The organism is Acidimicrobiales bacterium (assembly GCA_036399815.1).
Lineage (GTDB): Bacteria > Actinomycetota > Acidimicrobiia > Acidimicrobiales > DASWMK01 > DASWMK01.
The window spans coordinates 18,072-41,761 of sequence record DASWMK010000185.1 but is presented as its reverse complement, the minus strand read 5'-3'; the positions used below and the strand labels follow the sequence as shown (position 1 = coordinate 41,761).

The 23,690-nt window shown below is 71.3% G+C and carries 21 protein-coding genes and 3 pseudogenes; 12 read left to right on the top strand and 12 right to left on the bottom strand.

What is annotated here, in order from left to right; genetic code table 11:
* The first annotated feature begins 70 nt into the window (after positions 1–70).
* Positions 71–364 (top strand): hypothetical protein, encoded by a 294-nt coding sequence (locus VGB14_13955; GenBank protein ID HEX9994026.1) that lies wholly within the window; start codon positions 71–73, stop codon positions 362–364.
* A gap of 225 nt (positions 365–589) precedes the next feature.
* Here the strand turns inward: VGB14_13955 and VGB14_13950 are convergent, their stop codons facing one another.
* On the bottom strand, positions 590–2,617 hold the full coding sequence (locus VGB14_13950) for a hypothetical protein (GenBank protein HEX9994025.1): 2,028 nt from the start codon (positions 2,615–2,617) through the stop codon (positions 590–592).
* Positions 2,618–3,057: 440 nt separating this feature from the next.
* On the opposite strand from VGB14_13950, the gene VGB14_13945 reads away from it, so the two are divergent.
* The 5 genes and pseudogenes from VGB14_13945 (at position 3,058) to VGB14_13925 (ending at position 8,934) form a co-directional block, all read left to right on the top strand.
* Positions 3,058–3,798 (top strand): DUF4386 domain-containing protein, encoded by a 741-nt coding sequence (locus VGB14_13945; protein HEX9994024.1) that lies wholly within the window; start codon positions 3,058–3,060, stop codon positions 3,796–3,798.
* 545 nt (positions 3,799–4,343) lie between these two features.
* Positions 4,344–5,276, top strand: coding sequence for a hypothetical protein (locus tag VGB14_13940; GenBank protein HEX9994023.1), 933 nt, complete (start codon positions 4,344–4,346; stop codon positions 5,274–5,276).
* A gap of 121 nt (positions 5,277–5,397) precedes the next feature.
* Positions 5,398–5,952 (top strand): annotated as a pseudogene (locus tag VGB14_13935) (AAA family ATPase).
* On the top strand, positions 5,949–7,835 hold the full coding sequence (locus VGB14_13930) for an alpha/beta fold hydrolase (protein HEX9994022.1): 1,887 nt from the start codon (positions 5,949–5,951) through the stop codon (positions 7,833–7,835). The pseudogene VGB14_13935 and the gene VGB14_13930 overlap by 4 nt, the downstream one beginning before the upstream one ends.
* Positions 7,836–8,021: 186 nt before the next feature.
* A pseudogene (locus VGB14_13925) lies at positions 8,022–8,934 on the top strand (IS481 family transposase).
* A gap of 89 nt (positions 8,935–9,023) precedes the next feature.
* Here the strand turns inward: VGB14_13925 and VGB14_13920 are convergent.
* From VGB14_13920 to VGB14_13905, 4 genes are read right to left on the bottom strand one after another with little or no spacing between them, the layout of a single operon-like run.
* Positions 9,024–9,440 carry a DUF2382 domain-containing protein gene (locus VGB14_13920; protein ID HEX9994021.1) on the bottom strand — a complete coding sequence of 139 codons (417 nt, stop codon included), beginning with the start codon at positions 9,438–9,440 and terminating at the stop codon, positions 9,024–9,026.
* Positions 9,437–10,114, bottom strand: coding sequence for a hypothetical protein (locus VGB14_13915; GenBank protein HEX9994020.1), 678 nt, complete (start codon positions 10,112–10,114; stop codon positions 9,437–9,439). The genes VGB14_13920 and VGB14_13915 overlap by 4 nt, the downstream gene beginning before the upstream one ends.
* A 33-nt stretch (positions 10,115–10,147) precedes the next feature.
* Positions 10,148–10,900 carry a PRC and DUF2382 domain-containing protein gene (locus VGB14_13910; GenBank protein HEX9994019.1) on the bottom strand — a complete coding sequence of 251 codons (753 nt, stop codon included), beginning with the start codon at positions 10,898–10,900 and terminating at the stop codon, positions 10,148–10,150.
* Between the two features lie 34 nt (positions 10,901–10,934).
* Positions 10,935–11,720 (bottom strand): hypothetical protein, encoded by a 786-nt coding sequence (locus VGB14_13905; GenBank protein HEX9994018.1) that lies wholly within the window; start codon positions 11,718–11,720, stop codon positions 10,935–10,937.
* A 185-nt stretch (positions 11,721–11,905) separates the two neighbouring features.
* Between VGB14_13905 and VGB14_13900 the strand changes: the two genes are divergently transcribed.
* Both VGB14_13900 and VGB14_13895 read left to right on the top strand, forming a co-directional pair.
* A complete protein-coding gene (locus VGB14_13900; protein HEX9994017.1) occupies positions 11,906–13,159 on the top strand; it encodes a sigma-70 family RNA polymerase sigma factor in 1,254 nt (417 codons plus the stop codon).
* Positions 13,160–13,753: 594 nt separating this feature from the next.
* On the top strand, positions 13,754–14,209 hold the full coding sequence (locus VGB14_13895; protein HEX9994016.1) for a hypothetical protein: 456 nt from the start codon (positions 13,754–13,756) through the stop codon (positions 14,207–14,209).
* Here VGB14_13895 and VGB14_13890 read toward each other — a convergent pair.
* Positions 14,154–14,357: a hypothetical protein gene (locus tag VGB14_13890; protein HEX9994015.1), complete on the bottom strand. Its 204-nt coding sequence runs from the start codon at positions 14,355–14,357 to the stop codon at positions 14,154–14,156. The two genes, VGB14_13895 and VGB14_13890, sit on opposite strands and share 56 nt — an antisense overlap.
* Positions 14,358–14,884: 527 nt before the next feature.
* Between VGB14_13890 and VGB14_13885 the strand changes: the two genes are divergently transcribed.
* Together VGB14_13885 and mobF are read left to right on the top strand one after the other, a co-directional pair.
* Positions 14,885–15,481, top strand: a complete 597-nt coding sequence (locus VGB14_13885) for a hypothetical protein (protein HEX9994014.1) — start codon at positions 14,885–14,887, stop codon at positions 15,479–15,481.
* Positions 15,482–15,710: 229 nt separating this feature from the next.
* Positions 15,711–19,322, top strand: a complete 3,612-nt coding sequence (gene mobF, locus VGB14_13880; GenBank protein HEX9994013.1) for a MobF family relaxase — start codon at positions 15,711–15,713, stop codon at positions 19,320–19,322.
* On the opposite strand, the gene VGB14_13875 is transcribed toward mobF, so the two are convergent.
* The gene (locus VGB14_13875; GenBank protein ID HEX9994012.1) at positions 19,312–19,611 is read right to left on the bottom strand and encodes a hypothetical protein; all 300 of its coding nucleotides are present in this window, start codon (positions 19,609–19,611) and stop codon (positions 19,312–19,314) included. The two genes, mobF and VGB14_13875, sit on opposite strands and share 11 nt — an antisense overlap.
* A 320-nt stretch (positions 19,612–19,931) precedes the next feature.
* Here VGB14_13875 and VGB14_13870 point away from each other — a divergent pair, with 320 nt between their 5' ends.
* Positions 19,932–20,585 (top strand): cation diffusion facilitator family transporter, encoded by a 654-nt coding sequence (locus VGB14_13870; protein ID HEX9994011.1) that lies wholly within the window; start codon positions 19,932–19,934, stop codon positions 20,583–20,585.
* A 1-nt stretch (position 20,586) separates the two neighbouring features.
* Here VGB14_13870 and VGB14_13865 read toward each other — a convergent pair whose 3' ends face one another.
* The 4 genes and pseudogenes from VGB14_13865 to VGB14_13850 all read right to left on the bottom strand — a co-directional run bounded on the left by VGB14_13865 (position 20,587) and on the right by VGB14_13850 (position 21,736).
* The gene (locus VGB14_13865) at positions 20,587–20,790 is read right to left on the bottom strand and encodes a hypothetical protein (GenBank protein HEX9994010.1); all 204 of its coding nucleotides are present in this window, start codon (positions 20,788–20,790) and stop codon (positions 20,587–20,589) included.
* Positions 20,791–20,867: 77 nt separating this feature from the next.
* Positions 20,868–21,047: pseudogene (locus VGB14_13860) on the bottom strand (leucine zipper domain-containing protein).
* A 94-nt stretch (positions 21,048–21,141) separates the two neighbouring features.
* Entirely contained in the window at positions 21,142–21,600 is a 459-nt protein-coding gene (locus VGB14_13855; protein ID HEX9994009.1) for a VOC family protein, read from the bottom strand.
* On the bottom strand, positions 21,578–21,736 hold the full coding sequence (locus tag VGB14_13850) for a hypothetical protein (protein ID HEX9994008.1): 159 nt from the start codon (positions 21,734–21,736) through the stop codon (positions 21,578–21,580). The genes VGB14_13855 and VGB14_13850 overlap by 23 nt, the downstream gene beginning before the upstream one ends.
* A gap of 457 nt (positions 21,737–22,193) precedes the next feature.
* On the opposite strand from VGB14_13850, the gene VGB14_13845 reads away from it, so the two are divergent.
* Positions 22,194–22,403: a hypothetical protein gene (locus tag VGB14_13845; protein ID HEX9994007.1), complete on the top strand. Its 210-nt coding sequence runs from the start codon at positions 22,194–22,196 to the stop codon at positions 22,401–22,403.
* A gap of 868 nt (positions 22,404–23,271) precedes the next feature.
* Here VGB14_13845 and VGB14_13840 read toward each other — a convergent pair.
* Positions 23,272–23,616 carry a hypothetical protein gene (locus VGB14_13840; protein HEX9994006.1) on the bottom strand — a complete coding sequence of 115 codons (345 nt, stop codon included), beginning with the start codon at positions 23,614–23,616 and terminating at the stop codon, positions 23,272–23,274.
* Positions 23,617–23,690 lie beyond the last annotated feature (74 nt).

Sequence of the window (23,690 nt, the reverse complement as noted above, 5' to 3'; positions counted from 1 at the left end):
CGCCGCTGGGCGATCGGGTTGCGACCTCACTGGGCCCGGCGACGCTCCGACACCACGACGCCGTGATCGGGTGCCTCCGCAGTGCCGGCGTCTCATCGAGAAGGCCGCGCACGCGCTCTCCGTCCTCGACAGCTACACCTACGGCTTAGCGACCGCCGACGCCGCGCACGCGGTCCTGCAGCGCATGCCTCCGGGCGAGTACCCCCACCTCACCGAACTGACCATCGAGAAGGTTCCCGACCGGGGCTACTACTACTGCGCCGAGTACGGGTTCGGGCGGGACCTCATGCTCGACGGCCTCGAGCAGGCACGCGTCGCGTCCCGGGCGCTACGGGGCGGCGAGGGTGCCCAGAGCGGCCGGTGACGTCGTTCAGAACGTGGATCGTCGTGGCTCGCGGCATGATGTGGGCAGGGTGAGACGTCGCGTGGCCACTGGCGGCGCCGTGTGGCTCGGGGCGATGCCTCGCGTTGCCTGGGCCGCCGGGCCCGGGCGTTCCACCACCAGCGCGCTCAGCACGAGCACAAGACACCCACGCCGGCGGGTGCCAGTGGGCGCTACGACGGCGACGTGCGTCCCGTCCGTGAGCCGTCAATCCCGCCGTACGACCTGGGTGAAGCTCGCCGCGACGAGGGAGGCGAAGACCCATCCGAGTAGGCCCGTCGTCCACGTAGCGGTGGCGAGCCACCGCCCGTCCCGGTACCACGTGGCGCCGTGGCGGCTCTGGTCCGGCGCCCACTCCGACCGCTGCCGCAGCTCGACGAGGGGCACCAAGGTGTCGAGTGCATAGACGAACGGCTGCACGCAGATGTGGTCCGGCTCACAGATCGACGCCGTTGCGCCGCTGGCGTCGGCCGGCACGAGCAGCTGGTGATCCTTGGCATCGGCGTACCAGAGCGTCATGCCGAGGAGAACGGCGAGCAACCACGGGACGATCCGGTAGGGCTCGTACCCGTGCCCGACGGTGAGCCGGAGGAACCACCGCCACAACCGTTGCAGACATCCTGGCCATCCCAACGTGACCTGGTCCTTCCAGTGACACGGCGGGTTCAGTAGAGAGTTGTGCCGCTCGATGAGGATCTTGCGAGCTGACCGGTCGTCCCCACTGGCTCGGTACACCGACGCCAGCTGCTCGTACGCTGCTGGGCTCGGCGTGGTCTGCCGCCGCAGCCACCCTGCCCTTTCCTTCCAATCGGTGTCCGGGCCGTGGAGCCTTCGGTAGGTGAAACCGTCGAGATCGATGCGGTTCGGCCACGAGCCGCGTTCGTCGGCGAGTGAGCCAGCGGAGACACCGGACAACGACAGCGTGCCGTCGACGTTCGATCCGCCGCCGAGGACCAGTGCGCCAGTGATCGTGGCGTTGTCCAGGCTCAACGCACGCCCGACGTCCGCGAACCGGGCGGCAGTGATGTCGAGGTTTCCATTGATGGCGGCGCCGAGCAGCCGCACCTCACCAGTCGCGGTGAACCCGTCGGTCAGAAGGGCGCTACCGACGATGTGGGCGCCGTCCGAACAAAGAGCCGCTAGGGCGTTCGGGCTCGTGAACGTCCCTCCGGCGCAGTCCAGCGAGCCCCCGATGGTGGCGCCCGCGAGCCGGACACCGCCCGAGGCGCTGAAGCCGCTGTCGAGGAACACGCCACCAGCGATGCGGGCTCGGCTGAAGGCAAGGGCGTACCGGCCGGCGCCCGGCGAGGTGATCGTGCAAGTGCCGGCGCGGCAGTAGAGGGTGCCGCCGATCGTTGCGTCGAGGAAGCGGACCTGTCCCACAGCGGCGAATCCGTCGGTGAGGAAGACGCTGCCGGCGATGTTGGCGGTATCGAAAGAAAGGGCGTCGCCTTCGTGATTGGTGAAGAAACCGGCGCGACAGGCGAGGTTGCCGCCGATGGAGGCGCCGAGGAGGCGCACCTCGCCGATCGAGGCAAAGCCCTGGTCGAGGGCAACGCCTCCGGTGATGCGGGCGCGATCGAATGAGAGCGCGTCGCCGTCGCCGTTGGTGAACAAGCCGCCGGTGCATTCGAGGTTGCCGACGATGACGGCGTCGAGGAGCCGCACGCCGCCGGTGGCGGAGAACCCGCCGTCGAGGACGACGCTGCCGTCGATCTCGGCACCTTCTGCTCCCAGTCCGCCGCACGCCGTGCCACGGAGCCGGATCGATCGCGTCGTCGCCTCCTCGAAGTCGATCCGGTGCGGTCCGAGCTGGCAAGACACGAGAGTCAGAGGATGGGGAACCCGGGCCCAGCGGAGGTCGAGCCCGTCGGCGATGCGGGCGCCGATGATCGTGAGCCCGCGACGGTGCTTCGGCCGGGTCTCGTCGCACAGGAAGTCGGCGAGCCACTCGCCGTCGATGGTCCGGCCCGACCAGTGCTCCTCATCGTCGTAGCCCGGTAGCTCGCGTGGGTCGTCAGGTCTGCTGAAGTCCGCTGCCTTACCAGTGGCTGACTTCTGTTCTACGAACTCGTACGTAGGATGGAAGTCGCTGACCGGAACCACTTGGCCATCCTCGCACGCCTCGACGCGACGCTCCGCCTTGGCCGCCGTTGTTGGCGATGGTGCGGGAATGGCGCTTAACGTAGCTGCGACGGACAGGGGGAACCCGACCTCGAGGATCGGGTCGCGCACGGTTCGTGTCGGTCGCCCCGTCGACGCCGACCATACGAACGGTGGCGACCGGCGGTCACGGTGACGGGCAGGCCGCGGGAGAGTCGCACCCAGCGCGGTGTCACGGCTGCGGCGGATGGCTGCGCCACGAGGTGACCGGTGAGGTCGTACTCGTACGCCAATGTCCACGAGCGTTGACCGTTGCGACGAGTCGGCTGCCGAGGTTCGAGCCGTGCCTGGAGGCCGAGTCGCCCCCGCCTCGGCCCACGCTACTAGCCCCCATGAGCAGAGATTTGACCGGATCGAAAGTCACATCTTCTAGGAGAGTCCGGCGTTATGGCCAGCGAAGCTGGCAATGCCGCTGGTCGTTCCACGGGCTACCCGTCGTGTCTGGGATCCCCTGCGTCCTGTTGGTCGGTCCGCTACGGTCGACTCTGGCGCTGCACGGGGGGAGGCCCAGGATGGACGTCCAGCGGACCGGACGGATCTTCGGTTGGTTGTTCATCGGCACGTTCGTGACGAGCATCCCGGCCCGGCTGCTCTTCATCGACGGTGTGGGCGCGAGCTGGAGCGACATGCGCTTCGTCGAAGCCTCCAACGCCAGCCTGAAATGGGGCGCCGTCCTCGAGTTCGGGTTGATCGTCACCCAGATCGGAACAGCGATCGTGATCTACCCGCTCGTTCGGCGGCTGAGCGAGACGGTCTCGCTCAGTTATGTCGCTGCGCGAATCATGGAGTCGGTCTTCGCTGCGATCGGTCTCATCAGCATCATCTCGATCGTGTCGCTGGCCGATGCGTTGGGAGCCAGTGGCGCCGACGCCACGGCACTCAGCACGGAGGGTGACAGGCTGGCGCAGATGTACGACTGGTCGTTCCGGTGGGGACCGGGCCTCGTCGCCGGAATCGGGAACGGCATCCTGTTGGGCTACTTGATGTATCGATCGGAGCTTGTGCCGCGGCGTATGGCGCTGTTGGGGCTCATCGGTGGGCCCCTGTTGATCCTCTCCTTCGTGTTGCAGCTGATCGGCGTCTTCAAGAACGGAGAGGGACCGTCCGGTCTCCTCACGCTGCCAGAGGCTGCGTGGGAGCTGTCACTCGGCATCTATTGCGCGTGGAAGGGCTTCCGGTTGTCGAGCCGGCTCTTCGATCGTGAGGTGGCGGTGTCACAAGCGGCCACGGCGCCGCGGGCTTCCGCTCGCTGACGACACCGACTGGCCGGTCCGCACGGAGGATCGTACCGGGACCGCCGACGTCGATGACCTAACCGCAACGTGAGCGGTCCGGTCAGAGGACTCGTTGAGCCGATGAATCAGCCGGCCGCCGCACACTGTGGTGGAGCACCGGAGCGAGTCTCCGTCCCGGACGCTGGCGAAGTCGCTCGTGATCGAGCTCAACGGCAAGGTCATCAGCGACCTCACGATCGGGGTCGGTGCTCGGGTCGCAGGAAGTGGTCACGGAGCAAGCTCGTGCCGTGCGGGCGGGCGTCGGCTGGACGATCCGCCCGGATACCGGCGAGCGCGGACTAGGTACCGAGGCGGCCCGCGGAGGCCTGCGCATCCCTGAGGCTGGCGGCACCCCAGCTCGGTGGCCCGGAAGTCGGTCGCCGGGCTTCCCGGCACCCCTGCTCACAAGGGTCGTACGCCGCGCTCTCGCGATGTGTCGCGGGCACCGTCCCGCGCGTTGTGGAGACGTTCTAGTACAACGGTCGTGGCGCCATGCGCCCGCATGGCATCAGCGAGGAATCGGCTTGAGCGACCACGAGGACGAGCACCCGAGCGCCATGTTGATCGCCTCGTTGGCGCCGGTGGCGACGCTCGATGCCCTCCCGCCGACGCGGGCCCGGCGTGAGAACGTACAGAACGCGGCAGTGGAGTGGCAGCTGGTAGGCGCACGTGGGTCCTTCAGTGAGATGTTGTCGGTCACCGGGGGCAAGTGGGCTCCGCCGTTCAAGCACGACTGGGTGAACCGCATCTGTGGGCTCATGGGCAGCGCTGGCGAACAGTTGGCGATGGCGTGGACAGCCGAACAGGATGCGCAGCGCTGGCTCCATCGCAGTGCCACGAACGACGTGCACCATCGACGGATGGCGGTCCGAGCTCTGTGCGAGACGGCGATGTTGTTCACGCTCGGAGCGGCGCATGCGGCCGGGAACGCGTCCCTGCGTACGGTCCTCCTGGACGTCCGTACGGCTCGTGGTCTGCGGGAGCTCGGTGTCGAGCGATCCTTCGAGCCGGTTTCGACCACGGCGCGCGACTGGCCGTCGTTCACGCCGCGCGAGCGCATCTGGGCCCAACTCGAGCGTGCTGCTGGCCAGGGTGGGAGTCGCGCCGCCGTTCGCCTGACGGACCGCCTCCTCCGGCTACTCCACGACGCCCGCTATGCGAGCCTGCTGGCACGGCGGAATGCCGACTTCCACCGGCACCGGCCGCCGTCGCTCCCCACTGGGTCGCCGAGGCAAACACTCTGGGAGTTCGACCACACCGCCCGGCAGTCGACGTTGCATGGGTACGGGGCAGTCAACGATCCGGACCATGACGAGCGCGAGGTCCACAAGGTTGCCTGGCGGGGATTGGTCGCCGTCGCTGGCGGGATGCGGGACCTCCGTGCCGCGATTGAAGAGGCTGCTGCGGGCGGCGGCTATCGGATACTCGGCCCTGGCCGTCTGACCCGCTCCGACTGACTGCCCGCGCTCGATCAATCATGAGCGCGAGACCGCGGCGTAAGGGCATGGCGTCAGCCGTCCGACGGGGCGCCGTCATCCGCAGTCGTAGGCACCCAGTGCTCCCCTCGGTCTCTGGGACCGACGCGACGTGCGGGCCCAGGAGCTGTCGGGCGGGTACCAGCGGCGCGTCCTCCTCGCCATGGCCCTCGGGGTCGGCCCCCGACTCCTCCTCCTCGACGAGCCGACGACCGGCCTCGACCCGGGTGCTCGCCGCCAGCTGTGGAACCGGCTGGTCGAGGCCAAGCAGGGCACCTCGATCCTGATCACGACCCACGACATGGGTGAGGCGGAGATCCTGAGCGACCGGATCGCGCTCATCTCCGGCGGCCGCCTGGTGGCGATGGGACGGTTGACGGATCTGCTCGCCCGCCTGCCGTCGAGCGAGCGGGTCGTCCTCGACGGCACGCCGGCTCCGAGCGTCGGCGCCGAAGTGCTGTCGGCGCACGGGTTCGTGGAGGCCGTGGCCGGGCGCCGGGTCGTGTACCCCGCCGACGCCGACGCCGCCCGGCGCCTCGTGACCGAGCTCCTGCGACGCGAGGTGTCGTTCTCGGTGCAGTCGACCACGCTCGAGGACGTCTACTTCCGTCTGCTGAGGGAGGCGGGGGAGGGGCCCGGCGCGGTCGCGGCGGGATGACGGGTCGGGGGGACGGTTGGCGCCGGCGGTTCCTCGCCGCCAACCTGACGTTCCCCGAGTGGGCGGTCGAGGCCCCTGACCGGCTGGTGTACGCGTCCGATGAGTCCGGCTCGTGGCAGGTGCGCACCTGGGACCGGGCGGCAGGGACGCATCGGCAGGTGACCAGCGCGACGTCGGGCACGACGATCGCCCGCCCGTCTCGCGACGGCCGGTCCGTGCACTGGTTCGAGGACGACGGCGGCAACGAGGTCGGGCAGTGGATGACCCAGCCGTTCGCCGGCGGACCGGTCGCACCCCTCCTGCCCGGCGCGCCGCCCATGCGCAGCTCGGGCGCCGGGTTCGGCCCGTGCGGGACGGTCGTCGTCGGCGGCGCCGTTCGGTCGGGGTTCCAGGTCGTGGTCGGCCTTGCCGGCCAGGGCGTCCACCGTGTCGTGCGACTGGACGGGTGGGCGAGGGTCGTCGGGGTGAGCTGCGACGGCGGGGTCTTCGCGCTGGAGCACTGCGAGCACGGCGAGGACCTGCGCCCGGCGCTGCGGGTCGCGCGCGTCGACGACGGGCTGACGGTGGCGGACCTGTGGGACGGGCCCGGCAACAGCCTCTTCGCCGCCGTCTTCTCGCCCGTACCGGACGACCACCGTGTCGCCGTCCTGGCCGACCGTTCGGGCCGTGCTCGGCCGGCCGTCGTCGACCCGTGGACGTGGCGGCGCACGGACCTCGTCGGCGACCTCGTCGGCGACGTCGACCTCGGCGACTGGTGGCCGGACGGCCGGTCGCTCATCGTGCTCGAGACGTGGCAGGGCCGCGACCGGCTCCACCGGGTCGACGTCGCGACGGGCGAGGTGCACCCGCTCCCGCACGCACCCGGCACCGTCGGCGCGGCGGCCGTCCGGCCGGACGGCGCCGTCTGGTACCACTCGTCGTCGGGGGCCCTGCCGCCCGCCATCCGCGCCGTCGGGCGGGCCGAGCCGGTCCTCGAGCCGCCGGGCCCTAGCGCCCCACCGGGGACGCCGTTCACCGAGTGCAGCTTCAGGAACGACCGGGGGGACGAGGTGCACGGGTTCCTCGCCGCGCCAGCCACCAAGCCGCCGCACGCCACCGTCTTCCTCGTCCACGGGGGCCCGCACACGCACAACTCCGATCGCTGGAACCCCTACGCGCAGGCGTTCGTCGACCACGGCTGGGCCGTCGCCCTCGTCAACTACCGAGGATCGAGTGGGTACGGCCGGGCGTGGGTGGACGCCCTCGTCGGCGACCCCGGCCGGCCCGAGGTGTGCGACGTGGGCGCCGGCCGGGACGACCTGGTGGCATCGGGGTTCGCGGACCCGGCTCGTACGGCGATCGTGGGGTCCTCTTGGGGCGGCTACGTGGCGCTGCTCGCCGCCGGCCTCCTCCCCGATGCCTGGTGCGCCGTCGCCGCCGTGGTGCCCATCGCCGACTGGGCGGCGGCCTACGAGGCGCAGGACCGGGGCATGCGGTCGCTGGCCAACGACCTGTTCGGCGGCCCGCCGCACGGCCGGGAGGAGCTGTACCGCGACCGTTCGCCGATCACCTGGGCCGACCGGGTCCGGGCGTCGGTGCTCGTGTACGCACGCCGGAACGACAGCCGCTGCCCCCTGCCCCAGGTCGAGCGCTACGTGGACCGCCTACGGGAGCTCGGACGAGACGTCGAGCTCGCGCTCGTCGAAGGCGGCCATACCGCCGTCGCCACCGAACAGCGCCTTCAAGGGGTCGACCACATCCTCGCCTTCCTCCAGCGCACCGCTCGTCGCGATCGCCGGCGCATCGTTGCAGATGAGACCGGTCCGACCTGTCTAAACGCCTCAGGGTGCATCCGTGGCCGCTCGGAACCGCCGCCTGCGGCAGGTCCGACCGTTACTGTGTAGCTTCGCGGGTTTCCTTGGAGTGAGGGTGGGTCGCACCCCGATCTTCAAGGAGCCCGCACTGATGAACGTGGATGGGATCTACAGCTAGGTGTAATGCCCACGGACGTTGTTGACGGTCCGCGGATGGGTTGAGCCTCCGGGCGAGTGTGGAGCTGCTACCGCACCGCACCCGCCGAGGAGGCTCGATTGCACCGTAACGCTCCGTTGACCGTGGAGGGCCGACGCCGGTTGTGCGCCCGGATCGCCGATGGCTGGACGGTGGGTGCGGCGGCGGAGGCCGCGAACGTGTCTCGTCAGACGGCGTCGAAGTGGTGGAACCGTTGGCTCGTCGAGGGTGACGCCGGGTTGGAGGACCGCTCGAGCCGGCCGCGTCGCTCCCGGAACAAGACCGGTCCCAGCACCGAGAAGCGCATCGTCGGTCTTCGCACCGCCCGCAAGCTCGGCCCCGCCCGCATCGGGTTCATCGTGGGCCTGCCCGCCTCGACGGTGCACCGGGTGCTGGTCCGCCGCGGCCTGAACCGGCTGGCGTGGATGGACCGGCCCACGGGCCGGGTGATCCGCCGCATCTCACCAGCCGCCCGGGGGAGCTGGTCCATGTCGATGCGAAGAAGCAGGCGAAGATCCCGCCCGGCGGCGGGCACCGGGTGCTGGGCCGGGCCGCCCGCACCGGGTCAGTGGCCAACAAGGGCGGCGGCTACCTGTTCATCCACTCCGCCGTCGACGCTTACTGCCGCCTGGCTAACCGCGAGATCCTCTCGGCCGAGAACCGGGCCGACTGCGTCGCCATCCTCGGCCGCGCGCACGCCTGGTTCGCCGACCAGCATCACCGTCGAGGCGCTCCTCACCGACAGCGGCCCCGGCTACAACAGCCACGCCTGGGCCGAGCTGTGCGCTCAGCTCGGCGTCGACCATCGACGCATCCGCGCCTACCGACCCCCAGACCAACGCCAAAGTCGAACGGTTCAACCGAACCATGGCCGACGAGTGGGCCTACCTCCGGCCCTACCGCTCAGAAGCCGAACGCTCCCGCCGGTTCGACCGCTGGCCGCACGACCACAACCATCACCGCGGCCACACCGCCCTCAACGGCCAACCACCCATCCAAGCCGTCAACAACTGCCTGGGCATTACAGCTAGGTGTCGTTGCTCGGAGAAATGGCGAACGTCGCCCCCGCGGGCCGGTCCCGTCTATGGATGCCGGTCGTCGATGATGCGGTCGGCGACGGCGTCGTCGGCATCGATCTCGACCCGTTCCTTGCGCAGCTCGGCGGTGACGACACGGTCCTCGGTGACGGTGTGCTTGCGGATGATGATGCGCTCCCGGACGACGAGGCGCTTCTCGACGACGAGCTGCTCCTCGAACACCGGGATGGAGACCGACCCGTCGGGCAGCGTCTCGACGAGGCCGCTGTCGCCGTCGGCGGCGGCCGTGCGCTCGACGTCGGCATGCTCGACGCCGACGGCGACAACCTCCTCGACCGGTTCGGATTCGACGACCTTGCGGGCCCGGATCCGGCCGGCCTCCTCGCGGGTCGTCCCGACGGCGAGTTCCTCCTCGGAGCGGACGACCTCGGCGACGTCGCGATCCTCGTGGTCGGCGGTCATCGCGGCCTCCTGACGATCAGGCGACGGTCGTCGACGAGCCCGCCGACGCCGCCCTCGCGGGTGCGGGCGACGAGGGCGTCGGCATGGCGGTGGTACCGCTCGCCGAGCTTGCCGCCGAACCAGCCCGCGGCGAGGGCGGCGACGGCGCCGACGACGGCGCTCACGACGGCGGCGATGCCGGTCCGGTCGCCCGAGAACCACTGCGGGAGGTCCAGGTTGGCCAGGACGTCGTACTTCTCGCCGAGCCAGGCGCCGAGGGCGGCGAGGCCAGCGGCGAGCAGCACGAACAACAGGGCCGTCACCAGACCGTTGCGGCCACCGTCGTACCGCGCCACCCGGCCTGCCACCCACCCGCCGACGAAGAAGGCGACGAGGAGGACCACGATGCCGGCCACCAGCGCACCGACGGAGAGGTCGCCCTCGTCGGCCTCGCCGAGCTGGTAGCCGATGCTGCCGGCGGCGCCGGCGAGGCCACCGAGGAGCACCATCGTTCCGAGCGCGGCCAGCAGGCCTGCGACGGTCGAGAGCAGGTCGAGGCCGCCGAAGTGCCGCCTCGCCTCCTCGACGCCGACGTCGTCGCCGGCCCCCCGCACGCGGATCCCTCCGGTGCGCACGTCAGCCGCCGCCGACGGCAGGTCGTGGGCTCGGTCGTCGCCGACCGATCGCTCGTCCATGGTGCTCCTCTCGTGGCTCGTCCCGCTCCCGGGTCAGCGACCCGGGACGTCGCCCTCCGCCTCGATGCGCTCCTTGCGCACGTCGGCACTGACCTGCTGCTCCTCGGTGACGGTGTCGGTCTCGAGCCGCACCCGTTCCTTGGGCACGACCTGCTTCTCGACCACCGGCTGCTCCTCGGTGAGCACGACCTCGTGCTCGGCCTCGGTGATGTCGGGCCCGCTCGTGGCGGCGGCGACGTTGGCGTCGGTGATCGGTTCCCGCTCGAGGCGGGCCACCTCACGCTCGACGGGGACCGTCGTCGTGACGTTCTCGGTGACGACGTACTTCCGCAGCCGGGCCCGGCCGGCCTCGACCCGCTGGGTGCCGACGGCGACCTCCTCCTCGGAGCGGGTCATGGCGTCGTCGGTGCTCGGCCCGCTGGTGTCGTACCCCGTGGTCGCCTCGGACCGGTCGTAGGACCAGTCGCCGAAGTCGCGGCCGTAGTGGTCGTACAACCGGCGCTCCTCCTCGGGGCTGAGGTGACCGTCGGCGGCGGCGTTGGGCGCGTCCTTGACCAGGGAGGTCTCGTACGGGACGCGAATGTCGTCGCCGGCGGTCGTCGCGCCCGAGATCGGGACGAAGCTGAGGTTGCCGCCGAAGAACCCGGTCTTGACGGCCAGCCACTCCGGCTGCCCGCTGGCGTCGTCGAGGTACACGTCCTCGACGGTGCCGATCTTTCCGCCGTCGCGGTCGACGAGGGTGCGGCCGACCCACGCGGTCGCGTCGCTGCTGGGTGTGTTGGTCACGGTGCTCCTTCCGTCAGGGTTCCGGGGGACAGATTCAGCGGGTGGTCCTCGTCGTCGTGACTCCGGCGTTCTCGGTGCCAGCGCCCGCGGCCGGCGGCTGGCGGAGGTCGAGGCCCCGGGTCGGCCGGGTCTGCTGGCGGACGACGGGCAGCTCTTGGTCGAGGCGGCTCAGGGCTCGCTGCCACCGGTCGCGCATGGCCCAGATGCCGCCGCCGCCGACAGCGACGACGGTGACGCCGACCACGATGGCCAGCAGGGCGTAGAACAGCCCGGTCACGATGGCCGGGGCGATCTGGAGCTGGTTGAGCGCAGCGAAGACGCCGACGACGATGATCGCCCCGGCGACGCCGTTCGCGAGCGCACGCCCGTAGGACAGGCCGCCCAGGGTCGCCTCGAGCAGCTCACGCACGGCCGCGGCGATCGCCGAGACGACGACCACGATCAGGATCGCGGCGAACACCTTGGGCAGGTACGCGATGACCGACGCGAGCAGGTCGCTGACGGGGTTCGTGCCGAAGACTCCGAACGCCATCTGGAGCACGAAGAGGAAGAGGGTGTAGAAGACGAGCCTCCCGACGACGTCACTGGCGTCGTACTTCGAGCTCTCGAGCGCCCGGCCGATGCCGCCGCGCTCGATCGCACGGTCGAACCCGACCCCCTCGAGCACCTTGTCGACGACTCGTGCGATGATCTTGGCGAAGAAGTAGCCGATGACGAGTATGACCAGGAAACCGACGAACTTCGGGATGAACGCGGCAACGTCCGACCAGGCGTCCTCGATGCCCTGGCCGAACTCGATGTCAGCGACAACTGCGGTCATGACGCAACCCCTTGTGCGGCGAACGACCGGTCCTTCGTACCCCAATCCGGCGACAGCGAGCCGTGCTCATTTCCGAATTTTCGACGCCGTATTGATGCAGCACGGCGCGTCGAATTGACGGCCGGACACCGTGCGGTGAAGCCGTCGTCGCCTGTCACGAAGAGGAACGCGCCAGAGGGCGCGCCATGACGCGCCAGCTCACCGACCGCGAGGTCGAGGCGCTCGAGCCCCTCGTCAGGGGCATCGTCCGCCGCCGGGTACGCGACGACGCGGCGGTCGACGACCTCGTCCAGGAGGCCTTCGTCCGCCTGGCGTCGGCCCGCGAGCGCCTCAACGGCGGTGCCCTCGCCCCGTACGCGGCGACCGTCGCCCGGACGGTTGTGATCGAGGCCGCCAGGCGCCGCGACCGACTCGAGCGCCACCTCCCCCGCATGCTCGACCGCCTCCCGCCGGCCGAGCCAGAGGACCTCGTTCTCGACGCCGAGGAGCGCAACGCCGTGGAGGACGCCCTCGATCGCCTCCCACCAGCCGACCGCGCCGCGCTCGTCGCCCACGAGGTCCACGGCGCCCCGCTCGACGCCCTGGCCACGGCGACGGCGACCACGCCCGGGGCGGAGGCGGCGCGACTGGCCCGGGCCCGGGCTCGTCTCCGGGTCGAGTACCTCATCGCCCTACGGCGGGTGGACCTGCCCGGCGACGCCTGCCGGCCGGTGCTGGTCGCTATCTCGGCCGGCGACCGTCGCCGGCAGCGGACCCTCGCCGCCGGCGACCATCTCCTGTCGTGCCCGACGTGCGCGTCGCTCGCCCCGCCCCTCGCCGAACGCCGCCGAGCCCTGACCGCCCTCCTCCCGTTCGCCGTCGCTGTCAACGGCGGCCGCCGCCTCGTCGACAAGGCCAGAGCGCACCCGGCGGCCACCGCGGCTGGAGCGACGGTCGCGGCCGTCGCCGTCACCGCCGCCGTCGTCGCCGCCCGACAACCCGAGACGCCGCCCCCTGCCCCGGTCACCGCCGCCACGTCCGCCGAACCGGCCGATCCTGGGCCGACCGAGCCGTCCCAGGCGACGACCACGACGACCGCCGTCACGGTCGCCCTCACCGTGGGCGACCGCACGCTCCTCGACCTCGCCCCCGACGAGCTGGAGGCGTTCGCCGGTCACCGGGTCGAAGCGTCGGGCGTGCAGGTCCTCGGCGTCCCCGCCGACGAGGGGTTCTGGGTCGGCTCCGGCCCCGACCGGCGGATCTGGGTCGCCCTGGAGGGCACTGGCGAGTCCCCCGTCGACATCTCGCCCGGCCAACGCCTGGACTTCGTCGGCACCCTCGTCCGCAACCCCCCCGGCTACGCCCAGTCGCTCGGCCTGCCCCCCGCCGACCAGGCGGCTCTGACCGCGGCCACTCACCACATCGCCGTTCCGTTCCAGGCTGTCACGCGCAGCGACTAAGGGCTCCACCCGGTCGCCGGACGTCGTCGCCCACGCCGGCGACCAGGTCGACACTGGCGCCGAGGTGGAGAGCTACGCCAACGACTTCATCGCCCTCCACCTCCGCCAGATCGCCGGCGGGATGACGTACAGCGAGCTCAGCGAGGAGTCGAGAGCCCCGAGACGAGGAGCTGGCCGGCCAGGGTGCAGGCCGCCTTCCCGGGGGAACCCTCCGCGGGCTGCTCCTCACCACCTTCCGCTTCTGGCAACTCAACCAGGAAGCCCGGTCATGATGGACTATCAGCTTCGTCGGTGCGCGCCTTCTCGCCGTGTTCGCCGCAGTCGGGTTCGTCTACGCCCTCCGTACCTCGAGGACGCCGCTTGTCACGTGACGCAAGCATCCAGGGCGGTGGTGCGGCTGTGGAGGCCGCACCAGGAGCGGGAACGGCCGGCCGTGAGGAGGGCGAACCGACCGCACCCCACGGTCGGGGAGGAGGCCGTCGTATCGCCTCCAGAGCTCCTGCAGCGGGATGCTGGTACAACCAGTCCTCGCCCGGGCGGCTTCTCGCACGCCCGGGGTGTCGGTATTTACCCTGGGGTGTGTATCATCGTCGCATGGCCGAGAACCAGAAGGGCGAGGAACCCTCACTCGGTCGGCGGGAGGTGCAGCGGCTGCAGCGCCTCGAGCCGGTGGCCCGCATTCGCACCGCCGCCGTCCAGATGGAGGGTCATCGCCGCGCGCTGGCTGCGTTGGCGGCCATTCGAGCGGACGCTGTCGACGAGCTGCTCGCCCGGGGCGCGACCCAGGCGGATGTGGCCCGGGAGTTGGGCGTGTCGCCGGGCGCCGTGGCGAAGCTGCGGGCCCGCTCGTCGGGCACGCCGGCAGGCATGTTCACGGTCGGGGAGGCTGGCCGTCGTCTTGGGATGCGAACGACCGAGATACTGCGACTGGTCGACGCCGGCGAGCTCGACGCGGTAGTGGAGGGCGGAAGGATCCTGCTCCCGCTTGCCGCCGTCAGCGCTCTCGGCCGTGGCCGGTCTCGGGCCAGTGTCCGGCCAGACGGTCGGTGAGCCGCTCCACCTGCCGCTGGAGCTCGAGCGCGAGGCCGATCATCTCGGTGGAACTGACCACCTCGGTGGCGTCGGTAAGCGCGCCCAACAGCTCGATGGCCTCGTCACGTCGGAGAATGACCTTGGCCGGGAACCGGTGGCCGGCCACGCACTACACCGCCGTCCAGAGTGGCCGCCCGGGCGTCGTCGCAAGGGCGATCACGACCAGCGCGTAAGTGGCCGCCTGGGCGGGTCGGCCCGCCGGCGAGAACGGCTCAACGCGTCGAGTGCGGCCCGAAGGTCTCCGCTCACGGCCCAGCTGGGGGGAACCTGGCGGGCCGGCTGGGGCGTCGTCGGCTGAGCTGTCGACGGCTCGACCAGGCTGGCATCCCTGGTTGCTCCCGATGTCGCGCAGTCGCCGAGCCCCGTTAGCCGAGCAGCCAAAGACTCTGAAGGAGGTACGCCCGCCCCGCTCCCTCTTACGACCGGTGACCGTCCGGCGCCACGCCCACTGCGCCCCGACCACGCCTGTACACGCATGACCACTCCCCCGACGAACCGTCGCTCCGCCGACGCCAAGCCGTTGTCGCCGTCTATCCGGACACGGCGAGGTCGACCTGGACGAGGCACCCGGCTTGTGGGGTCAACGGCCCGGCCAACGCCAAAGGCGGGCCCTGTCCCGTCCGGAGAGCTGCCGTGCCTCTGCCACCCGGCCCGCCCCACCCCCCGGCCCGCCCGCTGCGGGTCGTCGCCTGGATCGACCCCGCCCTCCACCACGGGTTCGGCCTCCAGCACCCTTACGTAGAAGTCGCCTGGACACCGGTCCTCGGGCCGACGGCCGTTCTCGCCGCCCGACGCCTCGACCTCCTCCTCGGGCGCCATCCCGACGGCGTCGACATCGACGTCGCCGACCTCGCCGCCCAGCTCGGCGTCGGCGCGCGCGGCACCGGCGGCAAGTGGTCACCCATCGTCCGCTCCCTCGAGCGTCTCGAGCGGTTCGGGTTCGCCCGCTGGGACCCCCACACCGACCGGTTCCACCTCCGAACCGCCGTGCCCGCCCTCCCCCGCCAGCTCCTCGACCGCCTCCCCGCCACCGTCGTCGACGAACACCACGCCCTCCTCCGACGTCACCTCCGCCACCTGGGTGACCGGCCGCCGGTAAGCGAGCGAGCCGGCGTCGACAGCGGACCATCGGACACCAGTCCTGGCAGCCCCGCACCCCTCGACCCTCGCGCCCACCGGCTGCGGGCCCTCCCCGGCGGCGGCGCCTCGCGCCAGCCTCGCGTCCGGTGACGGCCGCCGAAGCTCGCCGCCATCCCTTGCGCCGCCGGCGGGCCGCCGGGTCGGCACGCCCGCGCCAACCGGCCGCCGCCGTGGCCGGCCGGGCCTTGTGGCATGGGCAGCTCGCGTCGCGCGCCGGACTGTGGGAACACGCCTCGGCCGCCGTGCGAGGCGGCCCGATCCCGCCGATACACCTTTGCAGGTCCCCCTCCGGGGGACCTGCGCGCCGGGCTCGCGCGCGGTGAGGCTCACCGTCACCCCGCTCGGTTCGAACACCGGAGGACCGGCCAGTGCGGCGGCGGCCGCCGTCGCGTACCTGCAGGGATCGCCGACGACCGCCCGGCAACTCCTCGGTCCGCCGGGACAGGGAGACATGACGGCGTACTACGCCGACTCGATGGAGGGACCCGGCCGGTGGGTGGGTCATGGCGCTCGGCGCCTGGGCCTCGACGGGCACGTGGAGCCTCTCGACTTCGCGCGCGTCCTGTCGGGGCGCGACCCGCACACCGGGGCTCGCCTGCTGGGCGCGTCGGGCAGTGCCGACCGAACGTCGCTGGCGGTCGGCACGGCTGCGGCGATCGCCGAGGACGGCGAGCCGCTGTACGCGCTCAACGACGTCGCGCGCCTGGTCGGGCGTTCGGCGCGCCAAGTCGCCGAGCTCGTCGCCGCCGGCGACGAGCTCGTGTCCGACCCGCCAGCGAGACCCACGTGGCTCCGAGCGGAACCGACCGAGGCGTGTCCCGGTCGAGGGGGCAGGCGCGTGCGCGCGAGCGAGATCCTGCGCTTCCAGGCGCTCCTCGAGGACGGCCCGTCCGCAGACGCCGTCGCAGCCAGCGGTCCGCCGAGCGACGAGCTCGGGCTCGCGGCAGCCGCTCGACTGCTGGGGGTCGACCGGAGCTACCTCCGCCGGTGCTGCCGTACGTGGCTTCGCGAGCACGAGCAGATCGGGGCGACGGAGGACGGTGGAGCGACGTACGCCAGGGCGTGGCTCGAGTGCACAAGAGGCACTGGTGGCAGCGGTCGCCTCCGCGTCACGAGGGCGGCGCTCGCGGACTTCGCGCGGCGCCGCCGGCGTGCGACGGCCCGGATCGGCTTCGACCTCACGCTCTCGACTGAGAAGTCGGTCGCCATCGTCACGATGCTGTCCGAGGGAGCGCAGGCCGAGAAGATGCTCGCTGCCCTCGACGCTGCGAACACGACGGCGCTGGACTACATCGAGCGCAAGGCTGCATTCGCCCGGCACCGAGGGGAACGTGTCGGCACCGAGGGCCTGGTCGTTGCGTCGTTCCTCCACGGCACCAGCCGAGCACTCGACCCATCCCCCCACCGGCACAACGTGGTCGCCAACGCCGTCACCGACCGGGATGGCGTCGGCAAGGCGCTCGACGCTCGCTGGCTGTATCGAGAAGCGGCCGCTGCCGCCGCCCTCGCGACTGCCGAGATGCGGTGGCGAGTGTCGAGGGACGTCGGCGTCCGCTGGCAGCGGTCGAAGAACGGGACGTGGGAGGTCCAGGGCGTCCCCGAGGCCACCGTCGCCGAGTTCTCCACGCGTCGCAACGAGATCGACGAGGCCGTGGCAGACCTAGAGGAGCAGCTCGGCCGGTCGCTCACCGGTACCGAGATCGACGTCGTCGTGAAGACGACGCGAGCGGCGAAGACGCCGACGACCCGCGCCGCACTCACGGAAGGATGGTGGAAGCGCGCCACGGCGACAGGATTCGACCGAGCCGCCCTGCAGGCGTGCTTCGGACGGGGTGGCGAGCGACGATCTCGGCCAACCCGGATCGCAGACCTCCTCTTCGCCTATCTGGCTGGCCCCGACGGCGTCACGGCCGAACAGGGTTTGTTCCGTCGCGGCGACGTCATCCGCGCCATCGCCGACTGGTCCGTCGACGGAGCGGACGGCGAGCAGCTCGTCGTGATGCCTGCCGCCGAGGTGGAGCGATGGGCGGACCGATTCCTGGCGTCCGACCACACCGTTCTTCTGTCGGATCCGGCCGCTCCCACCGACGACGAGGTCTTCACCACGGTCGACCTTCTCGCCGTCCAGGCGAGCATCCACGCCGCCTTCGACCGCGTGTCGAACGGCGGACGCCGGTTCGGGCGGGACCAAGTGGAGGAGGCCCTCGCCGTGCGGCAAGACCTCTCGAGCGACCAGCGCGAGTGGGTGACGGAACTCGTGTGCGACGACCACCAGTTCTCGTGCGCGATCGGCCACCCGGGAACGGGCAAGACCTACGCGCTGTCGGCGGCGGTCGACGTATGGTCCTCGGCCGGGCTGCGCGTCCTCGGCGCTGCCGTCAAGGGCGACGCAGCCAGACGCCTGGGCCGGGCGACGGGCGTCCCGACCGAGACGCTCGCCTGGTACCTCGCAGCGACGACCGACCCGACGCGACTGGTCCTCGACCAGCGGACGGTGCTCGTCGTCGACGAAGCGACGACGATCGGGGATCGCGACCTGGGCCGCCTCGTCACTATCGCCGCTCAGACCGGCGCGACCGTTCGCCTCGTCGGCGATCCGGCCCAGCACGGCGCCGTCGCCGCGGGCGGCACGTTCGCAGCACTGGCAGCCCGAGCCGGCACACCAGAGCTCACGGCGAACCGACGCCTCGGGGACCAGGTCGACCTCGAGGTCGCGAGAGCAGTGCGGCAGGGGCGCATCCGGGACGCCTTCCGAACGATGGAGCGCGAGGAGCGTATCGAGGTCGCGCCCGACGTTCGTCGCCTGTACTCGGCGATGGTGCTTCGCTGGTTCGTACAGCGGAACCGAGGGCACCACCACCCGATGGTGGACCGCCGCCACCGCACCCGCCGCATCCTGAACGAACTCGCACACCGCGTCCTGCAGGCCACCGGCGAGGTCAGTCGAGCCGGAGTGCAGACGAGCGACGGCCGACAGTTCTGCGCCGGCGACGAGGTCGTCGCCGGCCAGCCGGCGCGCGACCTCCACCCTGCGGGCCACCCGCAGGCTTACGTGCGCAACGGCTCGCGTGGCGTCGTTGTTGACGTGCGCACCCAACCAAAGCCGGGATACGACACGTTGGTGGTCGACTTCGAGGACCTCGGCCGCGTCGAGCTACCGCGCCGCTTCTTCGACCCTGCGACGCCAGCCGCTCGCCGGCCCGTCCGCTCGCTCGACCACGCGTACGCAGTCACGTCCTACGCCGCCCAGGGCGCGACATTCCCGACGTCGACGAGCGCCGTCGGACCCGGCATGACGGCAAGGGAGCTGTACGTCGACATCACGCGCGGGCAGGGGCACAACCACGTCGTCGCCGTTCGACCCGACGACCGTCGGGACTCGGCGCACCTACCGAGGGCGCCGGAACATCCTCTCCTCGACGAGCTCGCGCGCGTCGGCGCCCCGGCGGGCGAGCCCACCGGTCACACCATCGCGGGAGACGCACTGGACGCCGCCTTGCTCGGCCGAGGTCGGTCACTCGCCGCGCTGGCCGCGGAGCGACGACGCGCGGAGCGACACGCCGACGAGCGGGCGTCCCGACGGCTCGCACACGCCGAGGCCCGGAAGGCGAACGGCGTCGCTCGTGCAGCAGTGGCCGACCCGCCGGCCGAGATCCTCGCCGTCTTGCCACCCCGCCCGTCGGTTCCCTGGCTCCGCTCCCTCTGGGAGGAGACGCTCGGCGACATGGCCGTCGACCGAGCGAGGCGGCACGGGACGCTCGCGAGCGACACGGGGAACATCCGCGATGCGACGCCGTCGCGCGGCGCCGAAGCCACGAACCACGACACCATTCGGCGTCGCCTCGAGACGCTCGACGAGGCGCTCGCGATGACGTCGCAGCGGGCGAGCGCCAGCCGGGCGCCTTCGCGCCCAGTGCAGCTCATCGACTAGGAGGCTCGGCCGCTCCGCCGACGACCAACTGACCTCCACCCTCGACGCGAACCGACGTCGAGACCCGGCCGTCCGCGTCGCACAGCACGACGAACGGCCCGTCGTCGGCGCCCTGGCACTCTCGTGCGCCGAGCACGAGCGCTTCGTTGCCTGACGCCGCGAACGACAACGAGGCGACCCCGCCGTCGTCGAGCACAAGGCTCGCCCGGGACCGACCGGCACCGTCGAACAACTCCGCACCGACGACCTGGCCGCCGTCTCCGGCGGCGCCGAGCACCCCGACGACCACGCGTGGCCGACCGTCTCCGTCCACGACCTCGAGCCGTCCCGCTCGGACGACGCGACTTCTCCACCACCACCTGAGCACTCGTCGCACTGGCGCGACCTCCGATCCAGGCGGAACCCGAGGTGGCCCGAGCGGCGGGCGCACAATCCGGTCGCGTAGGCGACGTTGGCATTCTACCAGTGTTGCGCAAGAGTAGACGCAGCGACCACCTGCGCCGCTCCGCTCTCCTAGGAGACTTCTGCGAAACGCGTTGCCGCTGGTAGGCGGCGCGTTCCGGCGGTCGGTCGGCTGCGGCTACGCCACATCGTGGCCTGTTCTACCCCATGCCGCCCGGCCGGTACGGTGCCCGGATGGGCAGCGGGCATGACCACGCTCACGGCCGGGTGGACCCGTCCATCGTCCGCTCCCGTGCCGGTGTGCGGGCCGTGGCGTGCAGCCTGGCGGTGCTGGCGGTTACCGCGGTGCTGCAAGCGGTCGTGTTCGTGGCCTCCGGGTCGGTGGCGCTTCTGGCCGACCTGGTGCACAACGGCGGCGACGCGTTGACGGCGCTGCCGTTGGGGGCGGCGTTCCTGCTGCGCAGCGCCCGAGGCGAGCGGGCCGCCGGGCTGGTCGTGGTGGCGGTGATCTTCGTGTCGGCCGTGGTCGCCGGGTACGAGGCGGTGGTCCGCCTGCTCGACCCCCGCGACCTGGACAACCTCGGCGCGCTGGCCGCCGCCGGGGTGGTCGGGTTCGTGGGGAATGAGGTCGCCGCCCGCATCCGGCTCCGGGCCGGGAGGCGCCTGGACAGCCCGGCGTTGGTGGCCGACGGCGCCCACGCCCGGGCCGACGGGTACGTGTCGCTCGGGGTCGTGCTCACCGCAGCAGCCGCGGCGGCGGGGGTGTCGGTGGCCGACCCGATCATCGGGCTTGCCATAACGGCGGTGATCCTCAAGCTGACGGTGGACGCCTGGCGCACGGTGCGCGCCCCGGTCGGCTGACCTACCGGAGCCGCCCGGTCGCTTTCGCCCACCGTTCGACCTCGGGCCAGTACCAGATCAGCCCGATACGCAGGCGGGTGACGGGCTGCGGGAAGTCGGGGTGACGCGTGCGCCACTGGTGAACCTGCTCCGGGTTCTTAACGCCGAGCCGTTGCGCGATCTCGGCCGAGCCGACCAGCTTGTCTACGTCGAGTCGGCGGCCCACCACCGACGACGGTAGGCAGGTGGCAGCGCCCGCCCGGCGGAACCCTTGCTAAGAATTCTGAGCAGACGTACGGTTCACGACCGGACCACCAGCCCCGCCTCACCCTCGGCGTCATAACGGCCGACCCACCGAGAAGCGCACTGGCGGGAGATCCCCATGGCCCTGGCTACATGAGCGACCGGCATCAGCTCCTCGCGAACCCGCCGCACCAACAGACAGCGACCATGGAACGTCAAACGGGCGTTACCGTGACCCACGAAGACCTCCGGGAGGTGAAGACGGCTATCTCCGCTGCACCGGAGGTCTTCGCCTACGTCAACAACCCGTCACCAACGTCATGGCCGAGTACAACTAGTCGGCGGTCGACACGCCGAAGCGAAGGTGGTTGCCGTCAGGGTCGGTGAGGGTGAACTCCCGCATCCCCCACGGCATGGCCTCGATCGCTGTGACAGTGGCGTCGGCTGCAGTGAGGCGGGTGTGCCACTCCTGCACGTCGCCGACGGTCAGGTAGCAACCGGCACGGTTCGCCAACGGGTCGAAGTTCTCGGCCAGGTCGAGGTTGAAAACGTCGTCGTCGTGGAGGCTCACGAACGCGAACCCGCCGCCCTCGTAGAGCCGCACGTCGAACCCCGCCGCCTCGTAGAAGGCGACGGCGGCGTCGAAGTCACCGACCGGGAGAATGGGTGTCGACTCAACCCCGCCGAGCTGCGAACGGAGCCACCCGACGCACACCTGGCAGACCTGCACATCATCCCGGCAGTGCAACGCCGCCAGCCGTTCCCGTTCCTCACCGCAGCAAGAACAGGCCATCGCGCTCGTCGTCCTTCGGCTCGTCCTCGTCCTGAGGACCGGCCGCAAGCACACCTTGCACGAACGTCGCCGGGTCCAGGTCGACCTTGACGCGCTCGTCGCGTTCCTCAGGCGTCGGGTGGTGCTTGGTACCCACGTCCGCCACGCTACCGGTCGAGCCAGTCGCGCCCCTTGTTGTAGAGCCAGGGCGCGGCGTCGAGCAATCGTTCCAAGGCGACCAGTGCGGGTTCGTCGCCGTCGAGCAAGTAGGCCAACTACCTCCACGGTCCAGCCCGGCAGGGTGAGGTCGAGTGCGGTCTGTCGTGCGTGCTCGGCCGGGTCGTCGTTCCCACCGTTGCCGAGCTGGGCCGTAGCCTGTCCCATCGTCGGCACCTCCTGGGGTGTCGGCGAGCGGGCAGTCGCATTCTGCGCCGAAGCTGCCCGTCCAGGCCGCGATCTACCACCTCGCCAGCCTGGGCGGGCATCTTCGCGTCCGGCCCGGCGTGCGAGTAAGACTGGCCGTCGTGTGCGGTAGCCGAGCAGCGGAGCTAATCATCCCGACACCCGTACCAGCGGCGACGACTCTCACCAATCCCTGCTAGCCGACGCCGCTCGTGGGACGGAAGGTCGACGTGGACGACATCGTCAGCGCGACGGAGATCGCGCAGCGACTCGGCGTGAAGCGGCCGACGGTCGTGCACGACTGGCGCCGCCGCCACCCCGAGTTCCCGAAGCCGATCGCTCGGACGGCGCTCGGGTTCCTCTGGGCCTGGCCCGACGTCGAGCGCTGGGCACGGCGAACTGGCCGCGTGAAGGGCGACTGAGAGGCGGGGCCGAGACCGCCGGCTCGACGAGTAGGCGGCGAGCGAGCACGCCCAACCGCTCGCTCCCCTTTCCTGCCGTCGTCGCGCGCCGCTCCTCGACACACGATCGCAGCTTGCGTGCGCCCGCCCCGAGGGTCCGCTCGCGGGAGGGGGAGGACCAGGTCCGTCGAGTCGGGCGCGTCGCGGTGTACCCGCGCCGTGGCGCAGCACCCAGATCTAGCGGCCGAGTTCGTCCATGCCCGAACGACGCTCCCGGGGTAGCGAAGCCAGATGGAGCCGCCACCCGGCGATCGCTGCGCGGATCCCCGACACACGCTCGAGCGGCACACGGAAGTCCTCGTCCCGGAGCCGCACTGCGCGGTCAAGTGCCTCGACGAAGAAGGCGGTGGAGAAGCCGCCGTCCTTCTCCTTTGCGCGTCGGAGCAGGTGGTCGAGACCCAGCGGTCGACGACGGCGGCGAGGTCGGCGAAGTCGCGGCCCTCGCCCCGGTCGAAGATCGCGAGGACCTTGTCGACGGCCAGCTCCTCGGCGGCGAGCGCCCGTCCCGCTGGGCTGGGCTCCGGCGGCAGCAGGCGGTAGTCGCTGGCGAGGTCGACGTCGGTGGCGGCTACGCCGTCGGTGACGACCAGCCGGACGAAGCCGTCCACAGCTCGGTTCGTCTCGACCGTAAGTCCCGCCTCTTCGAGGGCGGCCACCAGGTGCGGGAGCAGCTCGAGGACCCGCTCTGGGCGGGTAGCGAAGTAGTCGAGGTCACGGGTCGTACGGTCGACGTCGCCCCGAGCGATCAGCGCACCGCCGCCGGCGAGGACGAAGTCCTCGGCGTCGGGAAGGTCGGCGACGATGTGGGCGACGCGTTGCTGGAGCGGGGTCAGCACGCGAGGTCGACGCCGCGGTGGCGGCGGAACCACGCGGCCCACGCCCGACGCACACGCGCCGGCAGCACGAGCTCCTCCCACTGGTCGAGAAGGACGTCGACGTCGATGTAGCGGCGGACGGCGTCCTCGTTCCCCTCACGTAGAACCTGCTCGTACACCCGGTTGCGGTCGAGCGGGTCGGCGAGGTCGTAGACGATGGGCTGCTCGCCGCTCCAGTCGATGGTGACCGGCAGGGTGACCCGTCCCTGGGCCTTCGGGTGCCGCGGGTCGTCGACGTCGTCGGGGACGGCGACCGGTCGGGCGTCGGGGCCCAGAGAGCGAGATCGGCCGGGGGCCACGACGACCGAGTGTACGAACGAAGGCGCCCGCTTGTCCTCGACCCCGGTGCTCGACGGCGGACGGAATCGTCGAT